This window comes from Rhizomonospora bruguierae (assembly GCF_018397995.1).
GTDB classification, from domain to species: domain Bacteria; phylum Actinomycetota; class Actinomycetes; order Mycobacteriales; family Micromonosporaceae; genus Rhizomonospora; species Rhizomonospora bruguierae.
In genome coordinates, this window is sequence record NZ_BBQH01000055.1 from 1 (window position 1) to 19,568 (window position 19,568).

A 19,568-nucleotide genomic window follows, 5' to 3' on the forward strand; every position below is an offset into this window, starting at 1 on the left:
AGAGCCTTGCGGTGTTCCCATTGTCCGGTGGTTCAGGGTGCCGTCGGGCATCAGCATCGAGGCTTTCAGCCAACGCTCCACGTAGATCAGAACCCATTTCGAGTCCGTGTGATGCGCGACCGCCTTCTGCGTCAGATCCCAGGGCATCGAGTCAAAGAATGCCTTGATATCCATATCGATCACCCAGTCGTTCTTGAAACACCGTTCCCGGCATACCGCGACCGCATCCAGAGCCGAACGCCCAGGCCGATACCCGAAGGAGTCGTCATGGAACACTTTCTCCAGTTCCGGCTCCAACGCCAGTACCGCTACCGTCTGTGCGATCCTGTCGACGATATTGGGGATGCCGAGGATTCTTGTGCCTCCTTTCTTCGGTATCTCCACCGCGCGGACCGGGCCAGGGAAATACGATCCCGACGACATGCGGTTCCACAGCTTGTACAGGTTTCCCCGCAGGCCAGCCTCGAACCGCTCGATCGTCACACCGTCAACCCCGGCCGCTCCCTTGTTCTCCTTCACCTTCAGCCACGCATCCCACACGAGCCGTTTCGGAATGTCGTGCGTCTTACCCTGCAACATCGGTTCAGTCATGTGGTTCATTCCTTCCGGTTGGCCACATTCATCAACCAGAGCGACCCAGCCCCTTGGCTCCACCCGCATTACCGGGCTTCACGGCTACTACGGGCCAGTCCGCCAGCGTGCCTCGCGACCGGTACTCAGCCCCTCACGGTTTCTTCCGCTTGGAGTTCTCCCTCTCGCCGCCACCCCTGGCGTCAGTTCCGAGGCGACACCTTCACACGTTCCATACGAGAGCCTTGTCCGGGCTCATGCTGCCTGTACGCCGGACACCACCCGGGCGGTAAACAGGTATCCCCCAGGCCAATCCCAGAGCAACCGTCAGGCCCTGGTTTCGATGTCAACTGAGCTTGATCTCGACGCGTCTGCGGCAGATATTTCCCGCCATCTTCCCGGACCACACCTGACGCGCTCACCGCGCGCCTTTTCTCGTGCCGCTCACCACGCACCGCCGTTAACGGCCGCAGCGCACGCTGGTTTGATACCTCCCCCTGCAGGGCGATATCGGAGGGCCAACCAACCTCCATCACTCGTACAGCACCGCAGCCAGCGGACTCGCCATCGATCACCAAGCCCACCTCCACGTTCGTGTTCACAAGACGGTCTTCAGCCAACGCAGCATGAGGTGGTTTGAAGCCTCCCCGGCGAGGGCAACTCCGAAGGGCCAACCTTCATCTCCCGTGCAGCACCACATCAGAAATCAGCTACCTACACCACTGACTCCCTCCATGTTCGTGGCACACGTCGTTTCAAGATCATGGCGTGAATTCGAGGAGGGTGAGGGCCTGGTCGAATTGCGGTGGTTCTCCGGCCCCGGCTGGCTGGAGCAGCGCCGCCCGGTGCGCTGTGGTCAGTGCTGCCCGGCCAACGTCGCGAGCAGATACGCCCAGGTTCGACAGATGTCTTCGCCGGCATCCACCATCGGACCGCAATGCTGTACACCACCGCTGATAGTCGCTGAGGGGTTCGGACACGATGCGCGCCCGGCGCACGGTTCTGCCGGCCGCGACGTGGCGGCGCAGCGTTGCGCACCAGTCGCCAAGCCATGCGAGATCATCCGGCTCGCCAGCCGCCCACTTGGCCATCTGGGGCAGATCAACGGCGGTACCGTATACATAGATGCAGGCTGGACCGCTCGAACGTGCCCGCAGGTCTAAAGCGGGTCTCCGCTCAGATCGAAACCGCCGCTGGCTGACGGGCAGATGGTTGGTCAACGCCCGTCAGCAACCGTCACGCGCCGTGGCGCCCTTCCATCCGGTGGATCGCGAGCATGGGCCTGGCGGGCCGCTGGAGGCTCCGCGATCTTCCGGGCTGGTGGCGGCGGGCGGCGCGGGTCGGTCGCGCCCTGTTTCGGGTGGTTCTACCGGGGGACCGCCGCGACCGGGAGGGGTTAGGGTGATCGGCATGACGCCGCAGAGTCCGCTGGAGGCGATGGAGCAGTTCCTCAGCCGGATCGAGCCGTTCGACCCCGAGCCGCACGGCCGCCCGGCGCTGACCGTCGAGTTGCGTGCCGGCCACCGCCGCGGCTCGTTCGCGCTGACCGAGCACGCCGCGCACGCGCTGTACGAGGCGCTGTGCCGGTACAGCGACCCGCAGGATCAGGGGCCGTGCGACGCGTGCGGCGGCCGCCGGCTGGACGAGCACCTGGCCTGCCGGGACTGCGGGCACCTCAACGGGGTGTTCGGCGGGCTGCTGTTGGAGTACGCCGCCCGCGCCGGCGAGAACTGAGCCCCGCACGCCGAGCCCCCGCACGCCGAGCCCGCACGCTGGGCCCGATCCGGCCGCGGGAGTACGCCGCCCGCGCGGCCAGGGGCCGACCCTGAGTACCATCACCGATCGTGAACTCGGTGCTGTCCGCGATCGTCTACGTCGTCTCCCTCGCGGTGGCGGTGTACGCGCTGGTCGAGGCGCTGGTGGACCGCCCGCCCGGCCGGATTCAGGTGGTCGGCCTCGGCTTGGTGGAGGCCGCCGTGCTGGCACTGTCCGTCGGGGTGCTCGTTGACGTGATCGGCGGTGGTCGGCCGGCCGAGACGGCGACGTTCATCGGGTACCTGCTCACCACGCTCCTGCTGCCGCCGGCCGGTGTCGCCCTGGCCCGCATGGAGCCGACGCGCTGGGGCAGCACGACCGTCTGCGGCGCCGCCCTCATCGTCCCCGTGCTGGTGGTCCGGCTCGGCCAGGTCTGGCATGGCTGACCGGCTAAACACCGGCCCGGGCCGGGTGCTGATCTTCGTGTACGGGCTGTTCGCGCTGGCCGCCGGCGCCCGGGCCGGGGTGCAGATCGCCACCAGGTTCGGCGCGGCCCCGCTGGCCTACCTGCTGTCGGCGTTCGCGGCGGTCGTCTACCTGGTGGCGACCTACGGCCTGGTCCGGGGCGGCCGGGCGGGGCGGCGGATCGCGCTGGTGTGCTGCACGGTCGAACTGCTCGGTGTGCTGGCGGTGGGCACGCTCAGCCTGGCCGACCGCGCCGCCTTCCCGGACGACTCGGTGTGGTCGGGCTACGGCAGGGGCTACGGCTGGGTTCCCCTCGTCCTGCCCGTCCTCGGCCTGGCCTGGCTCTACCGCACCCGCCGCACCCGCCCTTGATCCACCCGCTCTCCCACCCCTCGGGGTGGGAGAGCGGGTGGGGTCAGCGGACGTAGATGCGGGGTTGGGGTGGGGTGGGCATGTTGTTGCCGATGAAGAAGCTCGGGTGCGGCGGCTGGTTGTAGGCGGTGTTCTGCCAGGCCAACGCCGACCGATACTGCGGGTCGTGGACCAGCGTCGGGATCTTCCGGTCGGTCACCGCGGTGGTCGTGTAGATCCGCAGCGCGGTGTTGTCGGTGGTCGGCCAGATGACCTCCTCGCGCCAGTCGCCGAGGATGTCGCCGGACAGCGACGGCGTGCTCTTGGTGCCGTTGTTCGAGTGCACGCCGCTGGCGGTCAGCAGCCGGGTGTCCCCGCTGGTGCCGTACTTGTCGATGTGCGTGCCGTCCAGCAGTTCGCGGACCGGGTCGGCGTCCCACCAGGCGAGGAAGTTCGTCGAGCCGGGCTTGCGGCCGATGTTCGCGCCGGTGGTGCTGCGCAGCCCGTCCGCGGCGGACGACCACGACTCGGCGCCCGGCGAGCCGGCGTAGATGTCGCCGGAGACGCCGCGGCCGTTGTCGCCGTTGGGCGACGTCGTCCACAGCATCCGGCCGGTGCGGGCGTCGGCGAAGAAGGACGACGGCTTGCTGCCGTCCTCGTCCACCTTGAACACCTCCAGCCCGGGCCGGCTCGGGTCCAGGTCGCCCACGTGCAGGGCGTCACCGTGCCCGTTGCCGGTGTTCCACAGCGGCGAGCCGTTGTCGTCCACGCACATCGCGCCGAAGATGATCTCGTCCCGGCCGTCCTGGTCCACGTCGGCGATGGCCAGGTTGTGGTTGCCCTGCCCGGTGTACTGGCTGCCGGCGGAGTTCGAGTCGAAGGTCCAGCGCCGGGTCAGCGCGCCGTTGCGGAAGTCCCAGGCCACGATCACGGTCCGGGTGTAGTACCCGCGCGAGAAGATCACGCTGGGCCGCTGCCCGTCCAGGAACGCGGTGGCGGCGAGGAAGCGGTCGACCCGGTTGCCGTACGAGTCGCCCCAGGACGAGACCGTGCCCCGCGCCGGCACGTAGTCCACGGTGGACATGGCGGCGCCGGTCAGCCCGTTGAACATGGTCAGGTACTCGGGGCCGCTCAGCACGTACCCGCTGGAGTTGCGGTAGTCCGCGGTCGACGACCCGATCACCTGGCCGGTGCCGGACCGGGTGCCGTCGGCGGTCTTCATGGCCACCTCGGCGCGCCCATCGCCGTCGTAGTCGTACACCTGGAACTGCGTGTAGTGCGCGCCGGCCCGGATGTTGCGGCCCAGGTCGATGCGCCACAGCCGGCTGCCGGTGAGCCGGTACGCGTCCACGAACACGTTGCCGGTGTAGCCGGACTGCGAGTTGTCCTTGCTGTTGGTCGGGTCCCACTTGAGGACGATCTCGTACTGCCCGTCGCCGTCCAGGTCCCCGACGGAGGCGTCGTTCGCCGCGTAGGTGTAGGCGACCCCGTCCGGGGTGGTCCCGCCGGCCGGCGGCTGGATCGGCACGTCCAGGTAGCCGTTGCCGAACTGGAGCGACGCCTCCGACGCCGCCCGCTCGGCCCCGTTCACCACGGCGCGCACGGTGTACGAGGCGCCCGCCGCCGCCCCGCTGTCGAGGTAGTTCGTCGAGTTGGTGATCGGTGACGAGTTCACCCTCGTCGAGCCCCGGTACAGGTTGAAGGCGGTGCTCTGCGGCTCGTACCCGAGCAGCCGCCAGCTCACGAAGTTGCCGCTGCCGCTGCGCACGCTGATCAGGCCACGGTTGAGGTTCTCCAGCTGCTTGGAGTCGGCGGTGGGCGGGTTCGTCGGTACGCCGCCGCCCGGCGGGTTGGTGGGCGGGCTCGTCGGCGGGTTGCCCGTCGGCGGGTTCGTGGTGGGCGGCCTGGTCGTCGGGCCGGTCGTCGGGCCGGTGGAGCCGGTGCAGGCGGTTCCGTTCAGGGCGAAGTTCGCGGGCACCGGGTTGCTGGCGTCGTTCCAGCTGCCGTTGAAGCCGAAGGACGCCGTCCCGTTGGTGGGGATGGCGGCGTTGTAGCCGGCGTCCTTCGCGGTGACCTGGGCGCCGGCCTGCGTGACCGTGGCGTTCCACGCCTGGGTGACCGTCTGCCCGGCCGTGTACGACCAGGTCAGCGTCCACCCGTTGACCGGGTCGCCCAGGTTGGTGATGGTGACGTTCGCGCCGAAGCCGCCCTGCCACTGGTTGTCGACCGAGTAGGCGACCGAGCATCCGGCGGCCGCGGCGGCCACACCGGCGGTGACCAGGCCGCCCGCGGTGACCGCGAGCGTGGCACCGGCGGCGATCAGGGCGCCGCGCCGGCTGCGGGACATGCGCATGACGTTGTCTCCCTCGGGGGACGGGCAAGAACAGGATCTTGCGCACGGAAGGTGTCGCGGCCCGGTGCGTACCCCGGCGGGGCGGCGCGGGTCGCGGGGCCGGCGTGCGGGCAGACGGACGCGGCGCCAGGCGCCCCCATACTACCCGCATACTTCTATATATTTCAATATATAAACGTCAGTGCGGCGGCGGACCTGCCACGGCCGCCCCGCCGGGCTGGCGCAGGACGGCCACCTCACCCGGGGGCACGGTGAGGCACCCGGTCACCGGCTCGCCGGTCAGCAGTTCCACCCCGGTCGCCGGGATCTCGGCCGGCTCCGCCGTGTGGTTCAGCAGGAACAGGTACCGGCCGCGCCGCACAACCTCCACCCCCGCCGGGGTTCCGGACGGCGCGGGCGCCACCCCGGCCTCGGTCGCGACCCGGGTCAGCAGCCGGCGGTACGAGTCGTCGTCGAGGGCGGTCGAGACGTACCAGGCGGTGCCGTGGCGGGTGATCGCCGCGCCACCGCCCGCCGCGCCACTACCCTCCGCACCACCGTCCTCTGTGTAGTACTCGACGGCCGCCGCCCCGGCCAGGTACACGGTCTCCCGCCACAGCCGCCCGGTGAGCCCGCCCGACAGCGGCACGGTGGCATCCGGCGGTTGCGGGTGGAACTCCTCCACCCGGATGCCGAGCACGTCCCGCAGGGCGCCGGGGTACCCGCCCAGGCGGACGCGCCCGCACTCGTCCGCGATCCCGCTCAGGTACGTCACCACCAGGTGGCCGCCGCCGGCGGCGAACGCCCGCAGGCGCTCGGCCACCGCGTCCGGCATCAGGTAGTGGTTCGGCACGACAACCATCCGGTACCGGTCCAGCGCGGTCCCCGCGACGGCGAAGTCGACGGTGCTGCCGGCCCGCCAGAACGCCCGGTGGACCGCCCGTACCGCGTCCAGGTAGTCGATGTGCGTGGACGGCAGGCCGGGCGCCTGGAGCGCCCACCACGACGGGGCGTCCCACAGCACCGCGACGTCCGCGGCCACCGGCTCACCGGCGGCCTCCCCCAACCGGCCCAGCGCGGCGCCCAGGTCGACCGCCTCGCGGTACACGCGGCTGTCCGCGCCCGCGTGCGGGACCAGCGCCGAGTGCCACCGTTCCGCGCCACCCCTCGGCGCGCGCCACTGGAAGAACATCGCGCCCCGCGAGCCGCGCGCCACGTACCCGAGGGCGTGCCGCTTCAGCCGGCCGGGCTCCTTGGTGTGCATCCGGTCGCCCGTGTAGATCAGGTTCGGGGCGCTCTCGACCAGCAGCCACGGCCGCCCGTGCCGGTCACCCCAGCACCGGGCCAGGTTGGCGGCGAAGGCGATCTCCTCCGGCGCCCCGGCGCCCGGGTCGGCCGGGTAGTGGTCGACGGCCACCACGTCCACCTCGGCCGCCCACCGGGCGTGGTCCACCGGTACCCAGCCGCCGAAGACGAAGTTCGTGGTGACCGGGGTGCCGGGCGTCGCCGCCCGCAGCAGGTCCCGCTGCTCGGTATACGCCCGGAGTAGCTCGTCGGACCAGAACCGCCGGAAGTCGAGCACCTGCGCCGGGTTCGGCAGGTACTGGGTGGCGCGCGGCGGCAGGATCTGCGACCAGTCTGCGTAGTGCTGGCTCCAGAACGCCGTCGTCCACGCCTCGTTCAGCGCGTCCAGGCCGCCGTACCGGCGCCGCAGCCACCGCCGGAACGCGCCGGCCGCGTGGTCGCAGTGGCAGATCGTCCCGTACTCGTTGTGCACGTGCCACATCGCGAGCGCCGGGTGGCCGGCGTACCGGTCGGCGAGCGCCCCCGCGATCCGGCGGGCGGCGTCCCGGTACGCGGGGGCGCTCGCGCAGTACGTGTCGCGGCTGCCGTGGCTGAGACGCACCCCGCCGGCGGTGACCGGCAGGGCGTCCGGGTGAGCGAGACTGAACCAGGGCGGCGGGGACGCGGTCGGCGTGGCCAGCGCGACGCCGACGCCCGCGCCGGCGAGCAGGTCCATCGCCCGGTCGAGCCAGTCGAAGGTGAACCGGCCCGGCGCCGGCTCCAGTCGGGACCAGGCGAAGACGCCGAGCGAGACCAGGTTCACGCCGGCCCGGCGCATCAGGTCGGCGTCCTCGGTCCACACCTCGGCGGGCCACTGCTCCGGGTTGTAGTCCCCGCCGAACCACGGCCCACCGCGCACCGGCCCTCCCCATTGACGTTCGTTCGTTTAGGGTCAAAACTAAATAAGGGCTACCTCCCCCGCCCGCGCCACCCGCGCGGCCCCTGGCTGCCCTTTGGTGGGGGTAGTGCCGTGGGGGTCCGGCCGGCGTGGGCGCCGGACCCCCTCGGCGAGCACCGCTCAGCCCTTCACGGCGCCGGTGATGACGCCCTTGGTGAAGTGCCGCTGCACGAACGGGTACACGATCACCGCCGGCACCACCGTGACCACCACGACGGCCATCTTGACCGCGAGCGTCGGCGGGTACGCCGTCACGCCGGGAATGTTCACCGGCGCCCCGGTGACGCTCGGCGACTGCCCGGCCAGGATGTACGTCTGGAGCACCCGCTGGATCGGCCACTTGTCGCTGGTGTCGATGTAGAGCACCGAGTTGAAGTAGGCGTTCCAGTAGCCGACCGCGTAGAACAGGCCGACCACCGCCACGACCGCCTTCGACAGCGGCAGCACGATGCGGGTCAGGATGTACCACTCCCCGGCGCCGTCGATGCGGGCGCTGTCGAGCAGTTCGCTCGGCACGTTCATGAAGAACGCCCGCACCACCACGAGGTTGAACGCGCTGATCGCGGTCGGCAGGATCAGCGACCACAGGCTGTCCTTGAGCCCCAGGCTGGTCACCACGAGGTAGCTGGGGACGAGGCCGGGGTAGATCAGGAAGGTCAGCAGGAACAGGAACAGCAGCGGCCGGTGCGCCACCGACCCGGGCCGGGACAGGCCGTACGCGGCGAGCACGGTCAGCACCAGGCTCACCGCCGTGCCGCCGGCCGTCACCAGCGTGCTGATCCAGACCGCGCGGCTGATCTGGCCGCCGTTGAAGATGGTGAAGTACGCGGACGGGTCGAACTCCCGCGGCACGACCACCATCCCGCCGGCGGCGTCGATGGTCTGCCGGGACGCCAGGCTGGTCACCACCACCGCCCACAGGGGGAACAGCACGGCCAGCACCAGCGCCAGCAGGACCAGGCCCTTGAGCACCTGACCCACCGGCGTGGCCTTCTCCTCCCACGCGGGGCGACGGTTGCCGGGCCGGCGGGGGCGCGACGCGATGACGGTCGTCATGACTTGCGGTAGACCCCCTGTTCGCCGAGGCGGTGCGCCAACTTGTTCGCCGCGATCACCAGCGTCAGCCCGACGACCGCCTTGAACAGGCCGGCCGCCGCGCCGAGTCCCCACTGCTGCGGGACGATCGCCTGGTAGTACACGAAGGTGTCGAGCACCTCGGCGGCCTGCCGGCCGACCGCGTCCCGCTGGAGGATGTACTGCTCGAACCCGACCGACAGCGCGTCGCCGAGCCGCAGGATCAGCAGCAGCACGACGATCGGGCGCAGCCCCGGCAGCGTGATGTGCCACAGCCGGCGCCACCGCCCGGCGCCGTCCGCCGCGGCCGCCTCGTACAGGTTCGGATCGATGCCGGCCAGCGCGGCCAGGAACACGATCGCGCCCCAGCCGAGGTCCTTCCAGACGCCCTCGGCGGTGACCAGCACGATGAACGTGTCCGGGTTGGTCATGATGTTCCACGGCTCCAGGCCATGCTGGCGCATCTCCTGCGCGAGCAGGCCGGCCCCGCCGAGCATCTGCACGAAGAACGTGACCACCAGCACCCAGCTGAAGAAGTGCGGCAGGTACACGACGCTCTGCACCAGCCCGCGCACCCGCCCGGAGAGCAGGCTGTTCAGCAGGATCGCCAGCGCGATCGGCAGCGGGAAGAAGAACACCAACTGGAACAGCGTGATGCTGAGCGTGTTGCGGACCGCGTCCCAGAACGCCGGGTCCTTGAACAGCGTCTCGAAGTTGCCGAAGCCGATCCACTCGCTGTTCAGGAACGACCCGAGCACGCTGTCCCCGGCGAACGGGTTGTAGTCCTGGAACGCGATGACGTTGCCGAGCGTCGGGACGTAGTGGAACACGATCAGCAGCAGCGCGCCCGGCGCGGTCATCAGCAGCAGCGGCCAGTCCCGCCGCAACCGCACCCGCAGCGGTGCCCGGTTGCGGCGCCGGGCGACCCGCCGCGGGGGCGGCGTCGCGGGCGCCCGGCGGTCGTCACCGGGCGCCGCGACGTCGACCAGATCCGAGGTGCTCATCGGCCGCTGTCAGCCAGCGCCTTCTCGATGAACGCGCGGCCCTCGTCGCCGCCGTTGCCGCGCCACTCCTTCACGACCTGGTCCAGGTCGCTCAGCGGGCGCCGGCCGCGCAGGATATCGGCGATCTTGTCCTCGGTCGGCTGGAGCACCTTGGAGTAGTTCGCCGGCAGTTCCAGCTTGATGCCGGCGGTGAACTCCTTCTCCAGGTACGTGAGGGTGTTGTTGGCGTAGCCCAGGAAGTCGGTGACGAAGTTCGGCACGTCCGGGGTCTGCACGACCGCGGGCATCCGGCCACCCAGGAAGTTGTACTGCGAGCCGATCTCCTTGCGGCCCAGTTCGGTCTGCGCCGGCGCGCCGTCCGCGGCGCGGGTGAAGTGCTTGCCCTCCACGCCGTACTCGCGCAGTTCCCACTCCTTGCCACCGAACGGCGTCGCGAGCCAGTTGAGCACGCCCAGCAGTTCCCTGGTGCGCTCCTGCCCGAGCCCTTTCTTGATGAAGGTCCAGAAGACGGGCTTCTCGGTGCCCCAGATGACCGGGTCCTTGCCCGGCGTCGCGGAAAACACCGGCACCGGTTGCATGTTGAAGCTCGGCAGCACCTGGAGCTGCTCGCTCTGCATGCCGCGCCAGGCGCCGCCGCCGTCCTGGTACATCAGGATCTTGCCGCTCTTGAACAGCTGCTTCTCGTCCGCACCCTTGCTCGCCACCGTGTCCGGGTGGACCATGTCCTCCTTGAACAGCCTGGCGGTGAACTCCAGCGCCTGCCGGTACTCCTCGGTCTCGTACTTGTGCTCGAGCTTGCCGTCCGCCTTGCGCCGCCAGCCGTTCTGCACCCCGGGGGCGCCGTAGAACTGCTGCACCATGTCGAAGATGGACCCGAACGCCCAGACGCCCTTGCCGGCGTTGGTCGCCTTCTTGCCGAACTCGTACAGCTCGTCGATGCTCTTCGGCGCCGCCAACCCGGCCGCGTCGGCCAGGTCCTTGCGGTGGAACAGCACCCAGGAGTACGGCAGGCCGTCGTTGGGGAACGGCACCCCCGCGAGCCGGCCGCCCCAGACCGAGTACTCCCAGGCGCCGGTCGGCAGCGTCGCCAGCATCGGGTACGCGTTGACCGCGTCGCCCTTGAGGTGGTCGGTGAGGTCCTCGAACAGCGCCTTGACCGCGTCCGAGAACCGGGCGATCTTGTCGACCTCCCAGTTCGGGGCGACCAGCAGGTCCGGCACGTCCCGGGCGCCGAGCACGGCGCTGAGCTTGTCCGCGTACGTGTTGCCGTCCAGCAGGCTGGCGTCGATCGGCACGCCCAGTTCGGCGTTCACGGCCGCCAGATAGGAATTCTTGCCGAGCCCGGGCGGGGTCGGACCCCACCACGGCGCCATGGTCTTGATGGGCTTGCCGCTGGTACCCGGCTTGTCGGTGATGGCGTCGACCAGGTTCGCCGGGTACTTCAGGTACCCGTTCGGGATCGGGGCGGTGCCCTTGATGTCCGGCGGTAGCAGGTCCAGCGGCTTGCGGGTGGGCAGCACGGCCTGGATGGCGTCCGCCTGGGTGGCGGTGCCCTTGCTGCCGGCCTCCTTGCTGCACCCGGCGAGCATCGGCCCGGCGGCGAGGGCGGCGCCGCCGAGGCCCATCATGGTCAGGAACTGCCTGCGGTTGGTTGCCGCGCCCGCGAGGGGATCCGTCACCGAGCGCTCCCTTCGAGTCAGGAAACTGGGGGGATGTGGTGGGGTGATGCGGGCTGTACAGTTAGTTAGTCTGTAGGCTAAACAAATACGGGGAACTACAAAGTAGATGACGACGACCGGTGCCACAAGACGGCGGCCGCCGGTCCGGCGGCGTGCGGCGGAGGGCCGTTGAGTGACGAGCACCCGGGTCTACCCTTGATCACCATGTCCACCGGTCCCCAGCCCGCGGACTTCACCGACGTGCGCACCACCAACCTGGCCGTCGTCCTGCGCTTCGTCCGGCAGCACGCGCCCTGCTCCCGGGCGGACATCGCCGCCAGCACCGGCCTCAACAAGGCCACCGTCTCCAGCCTGGTCGCCGACCTCATCGACCGCCGCCTGCTGCGCGAGACCGGCCTCACCGAGCACCGCATCGGCCGCCCCGCCACCCAACTGGTCCTCGACGGCTCCCCCTACGCCGCCGTCGGCATGGAGGTCAACGCCGGTCACCTCACCGTCATCGTGGTCGACCTCGCCGGCACCCGCCTGCTCTCCTGGCGCCGCGCCTTCGAACCCGCCGACGCCACCCCCGGCAAGGCCGTCTCCACCGTCGCCGCCCTCGGCCGCCGCGCCCTGGCCAAGCTCCACCGCGACGGCCGGCAGATCCTCGGCCTCACCGTCGCCGTCCCCGGCCCCATCGACGCCACCGGCACCGTCGTCATGTCCCCCAGCCTCGGCTGGGAGCAGGTCAACCTCCGCGACACGCTCACCGGCGCCCTCGGCAAGCCGGCCTTCCCGGTCGCCATCGACAACGACGCCACCCTCGCCGCCACCGCCGAGTACCGCTACGGCCCGCACGCCGGCACCGCGAACCTCGTCTACCTGGCCGGCCAGCCCGGCATCGGCGCCGGCATCATCGCCGCCGGCCGCCCGCTGCGCGGCCACCGCGGCTACGCCGGCGAGATCGCCCACCTCCAGGTGAACCCGGCCGGGTCGCCCTGCGACTGCGGCCGCACCGGCTGCCTCACCGGGTACACCTCGGTGGACGCCATCATCCGCCGCACCATCGGGGAGCCGGTGGACGACCTGGAAGCCGCCGTCGACGACCTGCTCCGCCATGCCCGCGCCGGCGACGCCGCCGTGCTCGCCGCGCTCGAGGAGGCCGGCCACCACCTGGGTGCCGCGGTCGCGGCGCTGGCCAACCTCGTCGACCCGGAGGTCGTCCTGCTCGGCGGCTACCTGGCCACCCTGGCGCCCTGGCTCCTGCCCCCGGCCCAGCACCGCCTGGACCACCTGGCCGTCGGCCCGGGCGCCGCCCGCCTGCTCGCGTCCACCCTGGGTCACGACGCCGCCGCGATGGGCGCCGCCGCCCAGGTGCTCGACCAGGTGGACGCCGGCCGCCTCCCCCACCCCGGGTAACCGCCCCGCTCGCCCGCTCCCGGGCGGCCCTTCGTCGATACCGGACACGCGTCCGGCGCCGGGCGTGCGGGTTCGCCGGCCCGGCTCGCCGGTCCGGTTCGCGCCGGAAAACGGCACGTCGGGTGGCGGACGGTGGAGGTATTGATGGGCCGCCGGGGTATTGACCTGAGCGGCGAGGTGATGCAAACCTCAGAGGGCTCCGTTGTAGCAGCGTGAAAAGTCGTTACCGCGGGGCGCTTTTTCGGCCGGTCGTCGAAACGCTTCGACTCGGCGGACCCACCCGGGCGGCGGCCGCACCACACCGCGGACCGGGGGTCCGGCGCAACATCGAAGCGCTTCGACGTCCCGCGCGACGATCGGAGGACACGCCGTGGGCGCCGCGCCATCCAGCCACCCGGCCAACCACCCGGGGCACCTGGCCAGGTACGAGGCCAGCACCGCAGCCGGCCACAAGGCCGGCCCCGCCAGCACCGCGGCCGGCCGGACCAACCGGCCCGGCGGCGAGGCCGGGCACGCCGACCTGCCGTTCCGGGACCCGTCCCGGCCACCCCGGGAGCGGGTGGCCGACCTGCTCGGCCGGCTGACGCTCGCGGAGAAGGTCGCGCTGCTGCACCAGTACCAGGCGCCGGTGCCCCGGCTCGGCGTCGGCGCCTTCCGGACCGGTACCGAGGCGCTGCACGGCCTGGCCTGGCTCGGGCCGGCGACCGTGTTCCCGCAGGCCGTGGGGCTGGCCACGACGTGGAACCCGGACCTGGTCCGGGCGGTGGGCAACGCGGTGGGCAACGAGACCCGCGGCTTCCATCACAAGGACCCGACCGGCGCCGGGCTGAACGTGTGGGCGCCGGTGGTGAACCCGCTGCGGGACCCGCGCTGGGGCCGCAACGAGGAGGGTTACGCCGAGGACCCGTGGCTGACCGGGGTGCTGGCGACCGCGTACGCGCGCGGGCTGCGCGGCGACCATCCGACGTACCTGAAGACGGCCCCGACGCTGAAGCACTTCCTGGGCTACAACAACGAGACCGACCGCTGCGTGACGTCCAGCAACCTGCCGCCGCGGGTGCTGCGCGAGTACGAGTTGCCGGCGTACCGGCCGGCGATCGAGGCCGGGGCGGCGGTGGCCGTGATGCCCTCCTACAACCTGGTGAACGGGCGGCCGGCGCACGTGTCCCCGCTGATCAACGCGGAACTGCGCCGGTGGACCGGGGACGACCTGCTGGTGGTCAGCGACGCGTACGCGCCGTCGAACCTGGCCGGGACGCAGCGGTACTTCGCGGACGACCCGGCGGCCTACGCGGCGGCGGTCCGGGCCGGGCTGGACAGCTTCACCCAGGACGACGCGGACAGCGCGGCGGTGACCGCCCGGCTGACGGAGGCCCTGGAGCGCGGGCTGCTGGACGAGTCCGATGTGGACGAGGCGGCCCGGCACGCGCTGTCGATCCGGTTCCGGCTGGGCGAGTTCGACCCGCCGGAGTGGAACCCGTACGCGGCGATCACCGAGGAGGTCATCAACTGCGCGGCGCACCGCGAACTGGCGCGGGAGGCGGCCCGGCAGTCCATCGTGCTGCTGAAGAACGACGGCCTCCTGCCGGTCGGGCAGCGGCGGATCGCGGTCATCGGCCCGCTCGCGGACACGCTGTACGAGGACTGGTACAGCGGCACGCTGCCGTACGGGGTGACGGCGCTGGCCGGGCTGCGGGAGCGCCTGCCCGACGCGGAGATCACGTTCGCCGAGGGGCTCGACCGGGTCGCGCTGCGGGTGGGCGCCGACGGGCCCTACGTGACGGCCACGGAGGCCCCCATGGGCGGCCCGTTGCAGACCGGTGGGGACGCCGGGGGCGGCTTCGACCTGTTCGACTGGGGGCAGCGGGTGTACGCCCTGCGCTCGGTCGCCAACGGCATGCACGTCTCGGTGGACGAGCGCGGCGTGCTGGTCAACAACCAGCCGCGCCCCAACGGGTGGGTGGTCAAGGAAACCTTCCGGCTGGTCGACCACGACGGCGGGGTCGCGCTGTGCCACCTGGCCTCGAACCGGTACGTCCGGGTGGACGGCGGCACCCTCACCGCCACCGCCGAGGCGCCGCGGGACGCCGCCGTGTTCACCGTCGACCTGGTCAGCGGGGGCGTGGAGAGCGCCGCGGCCGTCGCCCGGGAGGCGGACGTGGCGATCGTGGTGGTCGGCAACAACCCGATGGTGAACGGGCGGGAGACCGAGGACCGCGCCGACCTGGAACTGCCGCCGGGGCACGAGACGCTGGTGCGGGCGGTGGCGGAGGCGAACCCACGGACCGCGCTCGTGGTGACCAGCAGCTACCCGTACGCGATCGGGCGGGCGCAGGAGCGGGTGCCGGCGGTGCTGTGGTCGGCGCACGGCGGGCAGGAGTTCGGGCACGCGCTCGCCGCGGTGCTCTGCGGCGACGCGGACCCGTCCGGGCGGCTGACCCAGACCTGGTACCGCTCCGCCGCCGACCTGCCCGACCTGCTGGACTACGACATCATCGGCGCCGAGACCACCTACATGTACTACCGCGGCACGCCCCTGTACCCGTTCGGCCACGGCCTGTCGTACACCACGTTCGAGTACCGCGACCTGCGCGTCGAGCGGGCGGGCGAGGCCGTGCGGGTGGCGGTGGAGGTGGCCAACACCGGCGACCGGGCGGGCGACGAGGTGGTTCAGCTCTACACGCGGCAGCGCGGGTCGCGGGTGAAGCAGCCGGTGCGCCGGCTGCGCGGCTTCCGCCGGATCAGCCTGCCGCCCGGCGGGAGCACCACGGTCGAGCTGGCGTTCCGGGAGCGGGACCTGGCCATCTGGGACGTGACCCGCCGCCGGTGGGCGGTCGAGGAGGCCCGGCACGAGATCCTGGTCGGCAGGTCGGCCGCCGACATCCGGCGGGCGGCGACCATCGAGGTGGCGGGCGAGACCATCCCGCCCCGGCGGGTGCTCGGCGCGGCGCTGGAGGCGATCGACCACGACGACCAGTCCGGGGTGCTGCTGCGGGAGGAGACGCCGGCCGCCGGCGAGGCGGTCGAGTCGGCGGACCCGGGCGCCTGGCTGGCGTTCGAGGCGGTGGACCTGACCGGCGTGGGCGGCTTCACCGCGCTCGTGGCCCGGGCCGACCAGGCCCCGGCGCGGCTGGTCCTGCGCGTGGACGACCCGCTCAGCGGGGCGGTCGTGGCCGAACTTGCCGTACCCTGCACATCGGGGCGGCACGCCTGGGCGGAGGTCCACGGGCGGCTGTGCGGCCCCGGCGGCGTGCGGGACCTCTACGTGGTCTTCGAGGCCGCCGGGATCGGGCTCAGCCGCCTCATCTGCGCCGCCGGGCCGGCATAGCCGGCAAATCCCAGAGAAAAGAACAACATGGAGGAGTAGTGGCGACGTCGGGAAGCGGGCGGGGCGGCACCGGCACGGTGACGATCGCCGACGTGGCCCGGCACGCCGGCGTCGCCGTCAGCACGGTGTCGTACGTGCTCAGCGGCAAGCGCACCATCTCGGCCACCACCCGGCAGCGGGTACTGAACAGCGTGCGCAAGCTCGGGTACCACCCGCACGCGGGCGCCCGCTCGCTGGCCAGCAACCGGGCGAACGTGATCGCACTGGTGCTGCCGCTGCGCTCCGGCATGCACCTGCCCGTGCTGATGCAGTTCGCCACCGCGGTGGTGACCAGCGCCCGCACGTACGACCACGACGTGCTGCTGGTGACCGCGGACGAGGGCCCGGCCGGGCTGCGCCGGATCGCGGCCAGCGCGCTGGTGGACGGGCTGATCCTGATGGACGTTGAGATGGACGACATCCGGGTCCCGCTGCTGCGCGGGCTGGAGCGGCCCAGCGTGCTGATCGGCTTCCCCGCCGACCCGGCCGGGCTGACCTGCGTCGACCTGGACTTCTACCGGGCCGGCGCGGCCTGCGTGGACCACCTGGCCAGCCTCGGCCACCGAGAGGTGGCGCTGCTGGGCGCGCCGGCGGTGGTGTACGAGCGGCACACCGGCTTCGCGCTGCGCACCCGGGACGGGTTCGGCGCCGCCGCCACCGAGCACGGCGTGACCGCGGTCACCCAGCCGTGCGAGGAGACGTTCGACGGCGTACGGGAGGCGATCGGCGACCTGCTGGCCCGGCACCCGCGGCTGACCGGGCTGGTGGTGCACAACGAGGCGGCGGTCGGCCACGTGCTGACCGCGCTGCGCGCGCACGGCCGCCGGGTGCCGGACGACGTGTCGGTCGTGGCGATCTGCCCGGACGAGCTGGCCGAGCGCTCCACGCCGCCGCTGACCTCGGTGCTGATCCCGGCCGAGGACGTCGGGCGGCAGGCGGTGGCGCTGCTCATGAACAAGATCGATGGCGGGACGGTGCCGGAGGCCACGCTGCTGGACCCGCGCCTGACACTCCGGGCCAGCGCCGCCCACCCGCCGGCGCACCCGCGCCGCCCCGCCGCGGGCCACAAGCGGATCGCGGCGGCCACCACGGGTGACCGGGGAGCCTAGTCGGGTCGCAGCGGCGAGGCCGGGTCCAGGGCAGTAGGCGACCGCTCACCCATGCCGGTTTGCTGTTGCCGCCCATACCGCGCCCCAAAACCCCACGGAGCGTCCAAATCTGGGATCATCGTTGCGGCGACGGGCCGCCGAGCGGAATTGTGTTTGGTTTCCGGGCGAAAGGATGGCGGCGTTGGCGACCATCTACGACGTGGCGCAACGCGCGAAGGTCTCCGCGGCGACGGTGTCCCGAGTGGTCAACGGCCGGTCCTCGGTGGACCCGGCGCTGGTGGCCCGGGTGCGGGAGGCCATGCGCGAACTGGACTACCGGCCCAACGCCGTGGCCCGCAACCTGCGCCGCAACCGCACGAGCCTGTGGGCGGTCATCATCTCCGACATCGGCAACCCGTTCTTCACCACGCTCGTGCGCGGCGTCGAGGATGTCGCGCAGACCAGCGGGTACTCGGTGGTGCTCTGCAACAGCGACGAGGACCCGGTCAAGGAGCACCGCTACATCGACGCCGCCCTGGCCGAGCAGATGGCCGGCGTGATCATCTCCCCGTCCGGGCGCCCCGCGGAGGTGCACCGGCTGCTCGGCTCCCGCACGCCCGTGGTGGCGGTCGACCGGGAACTGGCCGGCACACCGGTCGACGCGGTACTGGTCGACAACGCGCACGGGGCCGAGCGGGCCACCGCGCACCTGGTCCAGGCCGGCTACCGGCGGATCGGCTGCGTCACCGGTCCGCGCCGGCTCTCCACGGCCACCGAGCGGCTGCGCGGGTACCGCGACGCCCTGGCCGCCGCCGGCCTGCCGTACGAGGAGGAACTGGTCCGGCACGCGGACTTCCGCGAGGCCGGCGGGTACCAGGCGATGGCCTCGCTGCTGGAGCTGGCCTGCCCGCCGGACGCCGTGTTCGTCGCCAACAACCTGATGGCCATCGGCGCCGTCCGCTGCCTGGTGGCGCGCGGCGTGCGGATGCCCGACGAACTGGGCATGGTGGCCTTCGACGACATCCCGTGGGCGAGCCTGGTCCGCCCGACGCTGACCACGGTCGTGCAGCCCACGTACGAGCTGGGCCGGGCCGCCGCCCGGCTGCTCGCCGACCGGCTGGCCGACCCGTCGCGGCCGCCGTCCACGGTGACCCTGCCCACCGAGCTGCGGGTGGGCGAGAGCTCCGCGCGGGCGGCGACCGCCGACCCGGTGCCCGGCTAAATCACCGACAGGTGGACGTGGTTGGTGTGGTCGCTGGACGGGTCGCCGTTCCCGCTGTTGTACGTGCGCCACCCCGAACTGGGCAGCCAGATCTGTTTGAACCAGATCACGTAGAGCACGGCGAGCCGGTCCGCGTTGCGGATGAAGTAGTTCGCCAGGTTCGTTCCGTATGTCTTGTCGCCGCCGGTGGCCACGCCGCCGAAGCCACCCTGCTGGGCGGCGAAGTCGCAGGCGCGCCCCTTCGGGTGCTCGCCCGACCCGCCGCTGCGGAAGCACGAGACGTACCGGGTGAAGCCGGCCGCCTTGGCCTGCTGGAGCGCGTGCAGCGTGCGCGGCGTGATGCAGCCGTCCGCGGGCGTCGGGTCGTTCACCGAGCAGGACTCGGCCGGCCAACTGCCGTCCGCGTTGCGCGGCGCCGGCTTGGCCGTGGCGCCCCCGGAGCCGGCGGAGCCGCCGAAGCCGCTGCCCGCGCCGGTGCTGACCGCGGCGATCGCCGCCTCGGCCTGCTTCTTCTTGGTCTCCATGATCGCCACCTGGCGCTTCTGCTGGGCGATCTCGGCGGCCACCGCGGTCTTGGCCCGGGTCACCTCGTCCTTCGCGGCCAGCAGGGCGCGCAGCTTGGCGTCCTCGCCGGCGGCCACCGACTGGAGGGCGGCGGCCCGGTCCAGGAAGCCCTCGGGTGAGTTCGCGCTGAGCATCGCGGCGACCGGGGCGAGCCGGCCCCGCCGGTACGCCGCCTGGATCACCTGGTCCATCGTGGCGCTGCGGGTGACCAGTTCGGACTCGACCTCGGTCAGCCGGGCATCCAGGTCCTTCTGGCGGTTCTGCGACGCGGCCAGCTTGGCCTTGGCGTCGAGGAAGCCGCGGCTGGCGGCCTCCAGTTGCTGGCGCAGTTCGGGCGTTCCGCCCTCGGGGTCGGGTGCCGCCAGCGCGGGCGCCGGCCACAGGGCCAGGGGCGCCAGCACCAGTGCGGCCAGCAGGGCGCTCAACCGAGCGATCCTGCGGCGGGCGCGAGGCATCG

Annotated in this window: 14 protein-coding genes and 1 pseudogene; 7 read left to right on the forward strand and 8 right to left on the reverse strand. The window is 72.0% G+C overall.

All coding sequences use genetic code 11. The features are described 5' to 3' along the window. Positions 1–591 (reverse strand): reverse transcriptase domain-containing protein (locus tag KJS59_RS23985; RefSeq protein ID WP_249714802.1); only part of this gene is annotated, 591 nt, incomplete at its 3' end. Positions 592–1,474: 883 nt separating this feature from the next. After that, positions 1,475–1,790, reverse strand: a pseudogene (locus KJS59_RS23990) (DUF6879 family protein); the annotation flags it as partial. A 190-nt stretch (positions 1,791–1,980) separates the two neighbouring features. Here KJS59_RS23990 and KJS59_RS23995 point away from each other — a divergent pair. The 3 genes from KJS59_RS23995 (at position 1,981) to KJS59_RS24005 (ending at position 3,162) form a co-directional block, all read left to right on the forward strand. Further along, entirely contained in the window at positions 1,981–2,304 is a 324-nt protein-coding gene (locus KJS59_RS23995; protein WP_213455232.1) for a hypothetical protein, read from the forward strand. 110 nt (positions 2,305–2,414) lie between these two features. Beyond that, positions 2,415–2,771, forward strand: a complete 357-nt coding sequence (locus KJS59_RS24000) for a hypothetical protein (RefSeq protein WP_249714804.1) — start codon at positions 2,415–2,417, stop codon at positions 2,769–2,771. After that, positions 2,764–3,162, forward strand: coding sequence for a hypothetical protein (locus KJS59_RS24005; protein ID WP_213455233.1), 399 nt, complete (start codon positions 2,764–2,766; stop codon positions 3,160–3,162). The genes KJS59_RS24000 and KJS59_RS24005 overlap by 8 nt, the downstream gene beginning before the upstream one ends. Positions 3,163–3,205: 43 nt before the next feature. On the opposite strand, the gene KJS59_RS24010 is transcribed toward KJS59_RS24005, so the two are convergent. From KJS59_RS24010 to KJS59_RS24030, 5 genes are all read right to left on the reverse strand, one after another. Next, on the reverse strand, positions 3,206–5,494 hold the full coding sequence (locus KJS59_RS24010) for a rhamnogalacturonan lyase family protein (protein ID WP_213455234.1): 2,289 nt from the start codon (positions 5,492–5,494) through the stop codon (positions 3,206–3,208). A 178-nt stretch (positions 5,495–5,672) separates the two neighbouring features. Then, a complete protein-coding gene (locus tag KJS59_RS24015; protein WP_249714806.1) occupies positions 5,673–7,676 on the reverse strand; it encodes a beta-galactosidase in 2,004 nt (667 codons plus the stop codon). 159 nt (positions 7,677–7,835) lie between these two features. Further along, positions 7,836–8,771 carry a carbohydrate ABC transporter permease gene (locus tag KJS59_RS24020; RefSeq protein WP_213455235.1) on the reverse strand — a complete coding sequence of 312 codons (936 nt, stop codon included), beginning with the start codon at positions 8,769–8,771 and terminating at the stop codon, positions 7,836–7,838. Continuing rightward, positions 8,768–9,793, reverse strand: a complete 1,026-nt coding sequence (locus tag KJS59_RS24025) for an ABC transporter permease (protein WP_213455236.1) — start codon at positions 9,791–9,793, stop codon at positions 8,768–8,770. The genes KJS59_RS24020 and KJS59_RS24025 overlap by 4 nt, the downstream gene beginning before the upstream one ends. Next, the gene (locus tag KJS59_RS24030; protein WP_213455237.1) at positions 9,790–11,472 is read right to left on the reverse strand and encodes an extracellular solute-binding protein; all 1,683 of its coding nucleotides are present in this window, start codon (positions 11,470–11,472) and stop codon (positions 9,790–9,792) included. Before KJS59_RS24030 ends, KJS59_RS24025 begins: the two co-directional genes overlap by 4 nt. Before the next feature lie 204 nt (positions 11,473–11,676). Between KJS59_RS24030 and KJS59_RS24035 the strand changes: the two genes are divergently transcribed. From KJS59_RS24035 to KJS59_RS24050, 4 genes are all read left to right on the forward strand, one after another. Continuing rightward, positions 11,677–12,870 carry an ROK family transcriptional regulator gene (locus KJS59_RS24035; RefSeq protein WP_213455238.1) on the forward strand — a complete coding sequence of 398 codons (1,194 nt, stop codon included), beginning with the start codon at positions 11,677–11,679 and terminating at the stop codon, positions 12,868–12,870. Positions 12,871–13,240: 370 nt separating this feature from the next. Further along, on the forward strand, positions 13,241–16,198 hold the full coding sequence (locus KJS59_RS24040) for a glycoside hydrolase family 3 protein (protein WP_283775869.1): 2,958 nt from the start codon (positions 13,241–13,243) through the stop codon (positions 16,196–16,198). A gap of 38 nt (positions 16,199–16,236) precedes the next feature. Continuing rightward, complete coding sequence (locus KJS59_RS24045) at positions 16,237–17,346, forward strand: LacI family DNA-binding transcriptional regulator (RefSeq protein WP_213455239.1); 1,110 nt, start codon at positions 16,237–16,239, stop codon at positions 17,344–17,346. Between the two features lie 172 nt (positions 17,347–17,518). Further along, positions 17,519–18,547: a LacI family DNA-binding transcriptional regulator gene (locus KJS59_RS24050; protein WP_249714810.1), complete on the forward strand. Its 1,029-nt coding sequence runs from the start codon at positions 17,519–17,521 to the stop codon at positions 18,545–18,547. On the opposite strand, the gene KJS59_RS24055 is transcribed toward KJS59_RS24050, so the two are convergent. Then, entirely contained in the window at positions 18,544–19,566 is a 1,023-nt protein-coding gene (locus KJS59_RS24055) for a coiled-coil domain-containing protein (protein ID WP_213455241.1), read from the reverse strand. The genes KJS59_RS24050 and KJS59_RS24055 overlap by 4 nt on opposite strands. Positions 19,567–19,568: the final 2 nt, after the last annotated feature.